10 protein-coding genes are annotated in these 12,121 nt (G+C 42.1%); 9 read left to right on the plus strand and 1 reads right to left on the minus strand.

Annotated features, from left to right (window positions below; translation table 11 throughout):
• Positions 1-907, plus strand: a 907-nt coding sequence (locus tag AB4493_RS21610; RefSeq protein ID WP_372155801.1) for a glycosyltransferase family 2 protein, incomplete at its 5' end; no start/stop codon positions are given.
• A complete protein-coding gene (locus AB4493_RS21615; RefSeq protein WP_372155802.1) occupies positions 900-2,039 on the plus strand; it encodes a glycosyltransferase family 4 protein in 1,140 nt (379 codons plus the stop codon). The genes AB4493_RS21610 and AB4493_RS21615, both read left to right, overlap by 8 nt.
• Here AB4493_RS21615 and AB4493_RS21620 read toward each other — a convergent pair.
• Complete coding sequence (locus tag AB4493_RS21620; protein ID WP_372155807.1) at positions 2,023-3,900, minus strand: polysaccharide biosynthesis protein; 1,878 nt, start codon at positions 3,898-3,900, stop codon at positions 2,023-2,025. The two genes, AB4493_RS21615 and AB4493_RS21620, sit on opposite strands and share 17 nt — an antisense overlap.
• Before the next feature lie 172 nt (positions 3,901-4,072).
• Between AB4493_RS21620 and AB4493_RS21625 the strand changes: the two genes are divergently transcribed.
• From AB4493_RS21625 to cysN, 7 genes are all read left to right on the plus strand, one after another.
• Positions 4,073-5,017, plus strand: a complete 945-nt coding sequence (locus tag AB4493_RS21625) for a UDP-glucose 4-epimerase family protein (RefSeq protein ID WP_372155803.1) — start codon at positions 4,073-4,075, stop codon at positions 5,015-5,017.
• Positions 5,018-5,131: 114 nt separating this feature from the next.
• On the plus strand, positions 5,132-5,680 hold the full coding sequence (locus AB4493_RS21630; RefSeq protein ID WP_372155808.1) for a sugar transferase: 549 nt from the start codon (positions 5,132-5,134) through the stop codon (positions 5,678-5,680).
• Between the two features lie 316 nt (positions 5,681-5,996).
• The gene (locus AB4493_RS21635; RefSeq protein WP_372155804.1) at positions 5,997-7,736 is read left to right on the plus strand and encodes an SLC13 family permease; all 1,740 of its coding nucleotides are present in this window, start codon (positions 5,997-5,999) and stop codon (positions 7,734-7,736) included.
• Between the two features lie 18 nt (positions 7,737-7,754).
• Complete coding sequence (gene cysD / locus AB4493_RS21640; RefSeq protein WP_372155805.1) at positions 7,755-8,669, plus strand: sulfate adenylyltransferase subunit CysD; 915 nt, start codon at positions 7,755-7,757, stop codon at positions 8,667-8,669.
• A 6-nt stretch (positions 8,670-8,675) separates the two neighbouring features.
• Complete coding sequence (gene cysC, locus AB4493_RS21645) at positions 8,676-9,323, plus strand: adenylyl-sulfate kinase (protein ID WP_372097632.1); 648 nt, start codon at positions 8,676-8,678, stop codon at positions 9,321-9,323.
• Positions 9,323-10,285: a DHH family phosphoesterase gene (locus tag AB4493_RS21650; RefSeq protein WP_372097634.1), complete on the plus strand. Its 963-nt coding sequence runs from the start codon at positions 9,323-9,325 to the stop codon at positions 10,283-10,285. The genes cysC and AB4493_RS21650 overlap by 1 nt, the downstream gene beginning before the upstream one ends.
• A gap of 142 nt (positions 10,286-10,427) precedes the next feature.
• Positions 10,428-11,837 carry a sulfate adenylyltransferase subunit CysN gene (gene cysN, locus AB4493_RS21655; RefSeq protein WP_372155806.1) on the plus strand — a complete coding sequence of 470 codons (1,410 nt, stop codon included), beginning with the start codon at positions 10,428-10,430 and terminating at the stop codon, positions 11,835-11,837.
• The last annotated feature ends 284 nt before the right edge of the window (positions 11,838-12,121 follow it).

The following is a 12,121-nucleotide window of genomic DNA, read 5'->3' on the forward strand; positions in this document are numbered from 1 at the left end:
GTTTATGATTGAAAATAAAAAAGAAGTTTCTGCGATAATTATTACGTTCAATCCCGTCCATCAAGAACTGAAGTTATTAGTCGAGAAATTGAAACTACAAGTTTCAAAAATATATATAATTGATAATAATTCATCCATGCCAATAGATATAGATGAATCTGAACAGATCGATGTAACACTATTATCGGACAATATGGGGATTGCATATGCTCAAAATATTGGTATTAATAAGGCACTAAATGATGGCTTTATTGACTTTATTTTGTTTGATCAAGACAGTGTTCCATCTGAATCTATGGTAAAAGAGCTGTTTACAGCTCGACAAGCAGCTCAACTTGAAGGACAAAGAGTTGGTGCAGTCGGTCCTGTTCATATAGATCAAGATACACTTTCTGAATGTTTGTTTATTCGCACATCTAGGTATAGTGTCAATAGATTTTTTTCAAGCGATAGAAGTGAAAACACCTTCTCTCCATGTGACTTTCTGATAGCTTCTGGTTGCCTCATTTCAAAGGATGCGCTTGATGATATTGGTTATATGGAAGAGGAGTTATTCATTGACTGTGTTGACATTGAGTGGGGTTTTAGAGCTAAGTGTAAAGATTATGTATGTATCGCTGCATTTAATGCAAAAATGTATCATAAGGTTGGTGGCACTCCGTTGAAAGTCTTCGGTCAAAGCCTTACAACTCACTCTCCAGTTCGTCACTACTATTATTATCGTAATTTCTACCGCTTATTACAAAGAGCATATATACCATTTGGTTGGAAAGTTTACACTATTATCAGGTCAAGCCTACAAGCGCTCATTTTTTGCGTATATCTCAAACCTAGATTTATGCAGTTCAAATGCATTGTAAAAGGGGTCTTTCACGGTCTAATTAATCGAGTTGGAAAGTATGAGTAAAAAGATCGTTTATATAATAAATGTTGATTGGTATTTTCGCCTTCATTGGCTAGAACGAGCTGAGTATTTCAAGTCTTTAGGTTTTGAGATACATATTGTTAGCAGCTTTTCAAGTGATATTATCAAAAACGAATTAGTTTCTAAAGGTTTCACTTGCCATCAATTATCTGTCAAACGAAAAAGTGTAAATTTTTTCCGAGAGATGACTAGTGCTTATAGCCTTATAAAAATAGTAGATGTAATTCAACCTGACTTAATACACTGTGTAACAATCAAACCTAATATATATGCTGGCTTACTAAATAGACTTTTTTACCGAAAACCAATTATTTACAGTGTTACTGGTTTAGGCGCTGTGTTTAGTTCTAAGGCAATAAAGTTCAAATTGTTGAAATTTATAATTGCTAACCTCTACCGCTTTATATCCTCTTCAAGTTCTCGCTTTGTTTTTGAGAATCACGAAGACTTTGAGCTATTTGGTGAGCTCGGCATTTTAAAGCATAGTAATGGTCGTGTGATCAAGGGGGCCGGGATTGATTTGACTCGCTTTGCCCCGTCATTGGCTCCCTTAAATAAAAATGTTTTATTTGGTGCAAGGCTTTTAAAAGAAAAGGGATTGGAGTCTCTAGTTTTAGCAAAACGTGAGCTAGAAAAGCAAGGATTGAGCTTTACGCTTAACATTGCTGGGATTATTGATGATGATGTTTCTTCTGCTATCCCTCTTCGCCAAGTGAAGGCTTGGGCAAGTTCACGTGATATCAATTGGTTAGGTAACGTGCAAGATATGCCTAAACTTATAAAAGAAAACGATATAGTGTGTTTACCTACAACTTATGGTGAAGGTGTCCCTCGTATTTTGATCGAGGCAGCTTCTTGCCAAAGACCGATAATCACGACAGATGTTGTTGGCTGTCGCGAAATTGTATCACATAACGTTAATGGTTTATTGGCTAGGCCAGACGATGTTGTATCACTCGCTAACTGTTTACGCACCTTACTGGAGAGTGATGAAAAAACGCTTGAGTTTGGCATTCAAGGGCGTAAAAAAGTTGAAGAAGAGTTTTCTCAAGAAATGGTTTTTGAAAAAACTCTCAAGGTTTATGAAGAGATTAGTATTAGTGCTGTTCGTTAGAGTTAGGTTTATAACCAGTTGGTGCATTTAATAGAATTGTCATAATGCATTCTTCGTCAAAGTTATGGCAACACCCGTCGAGTTGTTCTAAAAGAGGCTGCATCTCATTCCAACTTAGCATCTGCTCTTTGGCCGTCATTATTTTTTGATGGCCGCTTCCTTCCACATTATCTCCAATCAAAAGCTCTTCATAAAGTTTTTCTCCTGGGCGCAATCCGGTGAACTTTATAGATATATCGCCCTCTTGAGAATCCCCGTCGACATGCTCTTGCATACCCATCAAATGAATCATGCGTTTTGCAAGGTCCAGAATCTTAACGGGTTCACCCATATCAAGAACAAATACTTGTCCGTTGTGGCCCATGGCACCAGCTTGAATAACAAGCTGAGCTGCCTCAGGAATAAGCATAAAGTAGCGAATGATATCTGGGTGGGTTACGGTCACAGGACCGCCACATTTTATTTGCTTTTTAAACAGTGGAACAACAGACCCAGAAGAGCCCAAAACATTGCCAAAGCGTACCATTGTGAAAGTGGTGGTATTTTGCTTATCAGCCAAAGCTTGAAGAACCAGTTCAGCCATACGTTTGGTCGCGCCCATTACGTTAGTTGGTCTTACTGCTTTATCTGTCGAAATGAGAGTAAAGTTCTTCACACCTGTTTGGATCGCAGCTTCAGCGCACGCAAGCGTACCAAAAACGTTGTTGCGAACACCTTCAACAATATTATCTTCGACTAAAGGGACGTGTTTATAAGCTGCTGCATGGTAAACGGTTTCAACCTCATGTGCTGCCATCAGTTTCTCTAACCGGTTTTGTCTTTGAACGGATCCAAGAGTTGCGACGATTCGAGTCTCGCTTTTTAAGTTTATCTTTGTTGAATTGAGCTCTTGGTCGATTTTGTAAAGATTGTATTCATTGAGCTCAAATAGAACGAGTGTTTTGGGCTTTTGTGACATGATTTGTCGACATAACTCAGAGCCAATAGAGCCACCTGCGCCAGTAACCATAACATTCTTATTGAAAATGTTTTGGGCTAAAAGCTCCTTATCTGGGTCAACTGCGGCTCTACCAAGTAGATCTGCGACGTCAAGATCTTTCACTTCAGTTGCTGTTGCTTTACCCGCAGCTATATCTTCTACCGATGGTACTGATTGAACTGCTATTGGCCAGTGTGACAACTTCTCCACTAGTCTGAGACGTTCGCCTTTATTGATCCCATTAATGGCTAAAAGTAGCTTTACGGGTTGATAAAGTGATTGAAGGTGTTCAAATTCACTTGGGTGATGGACCTTAAGTCCAAATAATATCTGACCTGATTTCGTTGGGTCATCATCAAGTAATACGACTGGATTGTATTCGTCTCCCTGAATTAGGGCATACGTTAAATCGCGACCAGTTGCCCCCGCTCCATAAACAAATACATTGGGTTTTTGGCGTTTAAACCAGTGATAATAAATTGAACGGATGAGTATTCTGGGACCACCTAATGTCAGCGTTGCCAAGCCAGCATATATAAATGGGACACTTCTAGGGATGAATGAGTGGAAAAAAAATCCGCTCATGATTAATGCTAGAGTGGAAATTATGACACCAAAGAAGATGTTGCCAACTGCGGGCAACATCATATAACGCAAGACTGCTCGGTACATTCCTAACTTTACAAAGCTATAAATAGTGATCGATACAGTTACAAATAGTGTTATTAGCTCTTCGACCTCTACTTCAAAAAATGCGTTTCCAAGTCGTAAGGCAATCGCTAAATAGAGTGAAACAACGATAGCAAAAATATCATAGCCAATACTGATGAAGCGCTTGTTCTTGCGTTTGGCATTAAGCAATATATGTATTGGTCTTATCATGGTGTTCCTTAGCGAGCCACTGAGCGTCTTAAATTTGATTGTTATAGTTTTTGGAATGTATTTTAATGTTGTTGAGTGCGGTAAGCTAGTTGTAATTGACGGTTCTGTGTTGCTCAGTAGTTTTGCTGTCATTGTTGTTCATTATTCACTCAATATTTAGATTTTTTGTATTATGAAAATTTTGGTTACAGGTAGCACAGGTTTTGTCGGCTCTAGAGTTGTTGAGTTGGCCAGAAAGCGAGACTGGGCAGTCATTCCGGTTATGCGTAAGCAAATAGATCCACTTACTAATAGCTTGGTTGTTCCTTCCATTGACGCTTCTACCGATTGGTCTGGTGTATTCGAAAGTGTGGATTGTATTGTTCATTGTGCGGCTCGAGTGCATCAAATGAATGAGAGTGAGCTAGATGCCCAAGCTGCGTACCGAGAGATAAACACTCTTGGGACGTTGAACCTTGCAAAGCAAGCCGTTGAAGCCGGGGTTAAAAGGTTTGTATTCGTCAGCTCTATTAAAGTTAATGGCGAATTTACTGAGCCGGGCTCACCATTTCAGCCTGACCTAAGTAATATCCCTCAAGACCCTTACGGCTTGAGTAAGTATGAAGCCGAAGTCGAGTTGAATCAGCTGTCAAAAGAGACAGGGCTAGAAGTGGTTATCATTAGGCCTCCATTAGTTTATGGACCGGGAGTTAAAGCCAACTTCTTATCTATGATGCGTATGATTGATAAAGGTATTCCATTACCGTTTGGTGCTATAAAAAACCAAAGAAGTTTGGTTTATCTAGAGAATCTCTGCAGCTTGATACTGACGTGTTGTCAACACCCCTCAGCTCCCGGACATACGTTCTTAGCTTCTGATAATCATGATGTATCCACTACTCAATTAATGCAAACTATCGCTTTATCAATGAATAAGACACCGAGGCTTTTACCTATCCCAATGTCCTGGATACAATTGGTAGCCTCAGTATTAAAGAAACAACACATTGCACAGAGAATATGCGGTAGCCTTCAGGTTGAGACTCGTTTGACGAAAGAGATCTTGGGATGGGTACCTCCCGTAACTTTTGAAGAAGGGATTAAAAAGACGGTGGATGCCTACTTGAAGTCGCATTGATATGCTTTAAGAGGAGTCTTACGTTCATATTCGTAAGTGAGTAAAATACACTTTATTAATTAACGGCACTTATGCCATTCATCATATTTGTTTAATCAGAGATTTAAGGCATACATTTTGATTCGTTTGTTAGATTTCTTTTTTGCTTTCTTTGGTTTGCTGTTCCTTTGGCCAGCATTTCTCATTATTTGTATCCTTGGTTACTTTGACACGGGGTCGCCTGTCTTTTTTCAAACCCGAGTAGGGCGCAACAAAAAACCATTCACCTTGGTCAAATTCAGAACCATGCCTGTCGAAACCAAATCTGTTGCGACCCATTTAGTTGGAGCGAGTTCAGTGACTAAATTGGGTGGGTTCTTACGCAAGACTAAATTGGATGAACTACCACAGTTATACAATGTTCTGAAAGGTGAAATGAGTTTGGTTGGCCCGCGACCATGCTTATTCAACCAGCAAGAGCTGATCAATGAGAGAGAATCGAGAGGCGTGCTGGCGGTAAGGCCCGGTGTTACGGGGTTGGCTCAAATCAATGATATCGACATGTCGACACCGGAAAAACTCGCGGAGTGGGATCAACGAATGATTAACACGCTGAGTACTAAATTGTACTTTCAATACATCATTCAAACAGTATTAGGTAAAGGCTCGGGCGACCGCGTTTAATTTTCCTCTTGTTTTCTTACCTATCTTTGACGTTTTTTAGAATCAGTTTTGTATGGTAATGAGGCTTAGGCAAGGGGCTAAACGTGTAGTGAATGTGGCTGTTCAGAGCGTAGGTTATTGAATGATAACCACCACTTTACGTAGCGAAGTCAGTGTTCGTTAGTTAATTTTAGTGTTGACGAGAGCCATGAACTGACACCTGTATTTCCCTGTTTTATGGTGTCACTATACTTAAGCCTATAATGTCGCCATGATAGGCTGTTCTCTTTGGTGTTTGTATTCTCATACCTTAGTTCGTTTATTTGGAGCACTGGTTTTGCTTGATTGGTTAATGAATCCTGCTGTTCAGGTACTTGGCTTGTTCGTTGCAACAATTTGCAGCTTGATACGCTTTCAATCTCAGTCTGATAGAGTGTTTGGTGTATTGTTGTTAGTGCTTTTTACCAGCTCTCTTGTTACGACAGAGCAGGTTATCCAAAGCTTTTCAAATATGGGTTTATTAACTTTGATGCTGTTGATTATTTGCTCTGTAGCATTAGAGAAAACGAAGCTACTAAGAGTAGTTACCAACTATGTTATTGGACCTAATTATCGTCTCACCTTGCTCAGGTTATTCAGCTTAACCACTTTTTCTTCAGCGATATTGAACAATACTGCGGTCGTTTCCACTATGTTGGCACCGATCCGCAACAATCCGCACCACAAAGCCAGTAAACTACTTATCCCTCTTTCTTATGCGGCCATACTGGGTGGAACCTTAACCTTAGTTGGAACGTCCACTAACTTAATCGTCAATAGTTTGGTTATCGACTCAGGTTTGCCTAGTTTGAGGTTTTTCGACTTTACCGTTGTGGGCTTATGTTTGGTAGTGGGTTGTGGGGCGCTTTTGTTTGCATTAAGCCCATTATTGCCAGAGTACGATAAGGGCCAAGTTCAGATTCGTGACTATATTATCGATACTGAAGTCGCTTCAGATTCAGATCTAATCGGAAAGTCTGTAGAACAAAATGGTCTTCGACATTTAGAGTCCTTATTTTTGGTTGAAATATTGAGAGAGGGGCGCTTGATATCGCCTGTTACTCCTCAGGAGATTATTGCACCCAATGATCGCTTGTTGTTTAGTGGTGACGTGAAGAAGATAACGATATTAAGGGAGTTCAATGGCCTTTCTTTGTTCGCGAGTAACAGCGGCTTACCTCTTGATAACCTTTCTGAAGTGGTCATTAAACCGGAAAGTAATTTGGTTGGGAAAACACTTAAACATTCAGGCTTTCGTGCTTTGTTTGATGCTGCTGTCGTTGCGATTAAACGCGATGGGGTGGCGCTATCGGGCAAGCTCGGCGAGGTGACGCTTGAGGCCGGTGATTACTTAGTACTTGCAGTCGGAAACGATCACTACTCTAGAAATAATATCCGTAAGAATTTTTACTTATTGAGCGAAGTCGAAACGGATCTGTGCTTAGGTGGCTGGAGAGAAAAGCTGACTGTTGTTGGCTTTCTCGGTTCTATCTTATTGGCAGCGTTAGGTGTTGTGTCTCTTTTTAAAGTGATGCTGATATTATTAGGTGCACTATTGTTGTCAGGGTGTTTAACGGCTAATGAGGTTCTGCAGCGTTTGCCTAAAAATATTTGGTTGATTATATCCTCAGCCCTGCTTTTGTCTCAGGCTTTAACGAATAGTGGTGCTTTGAGTGGGTTAGAAACAATGGTTCATTCATATGACTATTTGTTTACTCCACTGACTGGCTTGATTGTTGTTTATGTATTGGCATGGATGATGACAGAGTTAGTCACTAACAATGCGGCTGCAGCTCTCGTACTTCCTATTGGAGTTGAACTGGCTTCGAGTTTATCTGCAAACCCTCAAGCGTATATACTCGCAGTAGCGTTTGGCGCCAGCGCCAGTTTTATTAGTCCGTATGGTTACCAAACTAACCTGATGGTGTTTAATGCGGGTCAGTATAAACTGCAAGATTTTGTGAAAGTAGGTGTGCCGATGTGCCTGCTTTATGGCGTGATTGTGTTAACCGCAATTCCAGCCTTTATTGGATTGTAATTTAAGGACTTCTTTGAAATGAATATTTCTCCAGAGCGTATGACTCATCTAAAGCAACTAGAAGCTGAGTCTATTCATATCATGCGTGAGGTTGCCGCTGAGTTTGATAACCCGGTAATGCTATATTCTGTTGGTAAAGATTCTTCGGTGATGCTCCACCTAGCGCAAAAAGCATTTGCGCCAGCGACTCCTCCGTTCCCGTTAATGCACGTAGATACCACGTGGAAGTTTAAAGAAATGATTCAGTTTCGTGACTATATGGCAGAAAAAGTAGGTATGAAGTTGATTGTGCATCAAAACCCTGAAGGGGTTGAGATGGACATCAGCCCATTTGTCCATGGCAGTTCTGTACATACTGACATCATGAAAACCCAAGGCTTGAAGCAAGCTCTGGACAAGCATGGCTTTGATGCTGCATTTGGAGGCGCACGCCGTGATGAAGAAAAGTCTCGAGCCAAAGAGCGTGTTTATTCCTTCCGCGATGAGCATCATCGATGGGATCCAAAGAATCAACGCCCTGAGCTATGGGATGTGTATAACGGCAAGGTAAATAAAGGCGAGAGCATTCGAGTGTTCCCTTTGTCAAACTGGACTGAGCTGGATATCTGGCAATACATCTACCTAGAGAACATTGAAATTCCAGGATTATACCTAGCGGCAAAACGTCCAGTGATTAAGCGTGACGGCATGCTCATAATGAAAGACGATGAGCGTATGGAGCTCAAAGAAGGTGAGGTGATTGAAGAAAAGATGGTTCGTTTCCGTACGCTTGGCTGTTACCCGTTGACGGGTGCGGTAGAGTCTGAAGCCGCGACGTTGCCAGAAATTATCCAAGAGATGCTACTAACCACAACGTCTGAACGCCAAGGCCGTGCCATTGATCATGATTCTTCTGGCTCAATGGAGAAGAAGAAACGCGAAGGGTATTTCTAAACTGTTATGACGACTCCATACCAACATAAAAGCAATGACTCGGTGAGTGAAGATGTCGTGTGGCATAACTCAACAGTGACCCATCAAGATCGTGTGGCTCAAAAAGGGCAAAAGCCAGTCATACTTTGGTTCACCGGTTTAAGTGGTTCCGGTAAATCCACCGTTGCAAATGCCGTTGAAAGTAAACTGCTGCAAATGGGCAAGCACAGTTATCTGCTTGATGGCGATAATGTGCGTCATGGTCTTAATAGAGATTTAGGTTTTTCAGATACAGACCGCATTGAAAATATCCGCCGCATCGGTGAGGTAGCTAAGCTGTTTGTTGATGCGGGCAATATTGTGTTAACTGCGTTTATCTCGCCGTTTATTTCTGATCGCCAACAAGTGCGTGAATTGGTAACTGAAGGCGAATTTCTTGAAGTGTTTGTCGATACACCGCTAGATGTGTGTGAAGCTCGCGACCCTAAAGGGCTCTACAAGAAAGCACGCGCAGGTGAGATTAAACACTTCACAGGCATCGACTCAGAATACCAAGCACCGGTAAACCCTGAAATCCATCTGCATACGGCTGAGCTATCGATTGAAGCTTGTGCGGATTTTGTCGTGGCTGAACTTGAGAAAAAAGGTTACTTGCAGTTAGGAGAACAGTATTAATGCATTATGACGTATTTAACGGTGATGCTGATGGCATCATTGCCTTGTTGCAACTGAGATTCGCAGAGCCCAAAGAATCTATATTGGTTACCGGCGTGAAACGTGACATTCAACTGCTGAAGCAAGTGGATATTGACCAAGCAGAATCAGTGACGGCGCTGGATATCTCCATGGAGAAAAACCTACCAGAACTGGAAGTGCTTTTGCAAAACAACGTGAAAGTGTTTTATTGCGACCATCACCGTAGCGGCGATATACCACAGTCAGACAACCTAGATGCACTAATTAATTTGGATGCAGAAATGTGTACCAGTTTACTGGTTAATAATCGCCTAGGCGGACAGTTCGCTAAATGGGCCGTTGCGGCCGCGTTTGGTGACAATCTGTTTGCTTCAGCCAATAAGCTAGCACAAGAGATTAGCTTAACCGAATCAGAAATCGAGTTCTTAAAAGAGCTGGGTACATTGATTAACTACAACGGCTATGGCGCAGTGCTGAATGATTTGCACATTGCCCCGGCAGACCTGTATCAACAATTGACAGCCTACGCAGACCCGTTATCGCTACTCGATGATGAGAGCTCGCCATACCATACGCTGAAAAAAGGCTATGAGCTAGATCGTAACCAAGTGCTGAGCGTCAAATCGGTTCACTCGGACACACAATGTAAAGTGTTTGAGCTGCCGTGTGAAGCCTGGGCAAGGCGCATTAGTGGTGTGTTTGGCAACGAGCTCGCAAATCAAAGCCCTGATTTAGCGCATGCAGTATTAACGCTAAATGCAAGCGAGCAAGATTACACGGTGAGCGTGCGTGCACCATTGAACAACCGTGTGGGTGCGGATGACATCTGCTCATTGTTTCCAACTGGTGGTGGTCGTAAAGCAGCTGCAGGCATTAACGCGTTAACGCTAGATGACAAGCAGAAGTTCATCAACACGTTGTCAGCGTATTACGCTCATTAAATGAAATGTAATTGCGGAAGGTACACAGTCACTTTCTGTAATGTGGAGCAAAAGCTCCCACACTCTAGAGTGCAAAGCATTCGAGTAGACAACCCCATTATACTGGGCATTGAAGCCTGAAAAAGAAGATTAGGAGAACGATATGTCTCACAGCTCAGAACTTATCGCAACGGATATCGAAGCATATCTGAAAGTTCATGAAAACAAAGATTTATTGCGCTTTCTCACTTGCGGTAACGTTGATGATGGTAAGTCTACACTGATTGGTCGTCTGCTTTACGATTCAAAGTTGATTTACGAAGACCAAATGGCAGCGATTGAGAAAGACTCTCAGAAATTCAACACCACCGATGGCGATTTCGATTTGGCGCTTTTGGTGGATGGTCTGCAGTCAGAACGAGAGCAAGGTATTACGATTGATGTAGCATACCGTTACTTCTCAACGGATAAACGTAAGTTCATCATCGCTGATACTCCAGGGCACGAGCAATATACTCGTAACATGGTAACAGGCGCGTCAACATGTGAGTTGGCGATTGTTATGGTAGACGCACGTTACGGTATTCAAACTCAAACTCGTCGTCATAGCTACATATGCAGTCTATTGGGCATTAAGCATATAATTGTGGCTATTAATAAGATGGACTTGATGGACTACAGCCAAGAGGTGTATCAGAAGATTAAAGCAGATTACCGTGAGATGGCGAAGAACTTCAACATCGACGATATTCGTTTTGTACCAATCTCAGCGCTGAAGGGTGACAACGTGGTGACTCCAAGCGAGGAAATGGACTGGTACCCAGGCGCAACTTTGATGAAACTGCTTGAGACGGTGAAAATCGACCAAGACAAAGACTTGGAGCACATGCGCTTCCCTGTGCAGTATGTAAATCGCCCGAACCTGAACTTCCGCGGTTTCTGCGGCACTCTAGCCTCTGGTCTTATTCAAGTCGGTGATGAAGTTACGGCGCTACCATCAGGTAAACAATCTCGTATCAAGTCTATCTACACCTTTGACGGTGAACTTGAAGCCGCACGTCCTGGTCAAGCGATAACTATAACGCTTGAAGATGAGATTGATGTGTCACGTGGCGACATGCTTGTACACAACGGTCATGAGCCAAATGTGACCAACAAAGTGCAAGCGCACGTGGTGTGGATGGATGAAAACCCAATGCGCACGCACAAAGAGTATACCTTTAAGTTTGCGACCAAATCGTGTGCGGGCAAAGTGACCGCAATCCCACACAAGATTGATGTGAACACGCTAGAACAACATGCAGAAAACAGTGAGTCTTTGGAACTGAATGAAATCGCACTGTCAGAGATTTCATTGACTGATAAGATTGCCGTGGACACTTATAAAGCTTTGCCGCAAACCGGTGCGTTCATTGTGATTGACCGCCACACCAATGTGACAGTTGGTGCCGGTATGGTTGAATCTGTGATAGATGGAAGTGAAGAGCAAGGTCGTGTGTATTCTCAAGCAGAGAAAGACTTGAATGCGTATGTACGTAAATACTTTCCAGAGTGGGGATGTTTAGAGATATAACCTCATCAGACTGGAGGAGCGTACTAATTGTATACTCCCAGGTAAAAAAGGGAGGGCTTGAATTGTTCCAAAGAGGTTACATTTCTTTCCTGTTAAGTATTTATTCTCTGGCCATCACAACCTTGTGATGGTTGCTGCTTACTACGTTATACCCAATTAAAAACTATTCGTAGAGCTTTAATTAGGTATACCATTTTGTTTTCTAGTTTCATGATTTATCGATAACTCAGTTGATGCAAGCCATCGCTCATGCTTCGGGGAAGATAACAGGGCGGGATCGCACT

This window comes from Vibrio sp. 10N.222.55.A1 (assembly GCF_041473835.1).
GTDB classification, from domain to species: Bacteria; Pseudomonadota; Gammaproteobacteria; order Enterobacterales; family Vibrionaceae; genus Vibrio; species Vibrio crassostreae_C.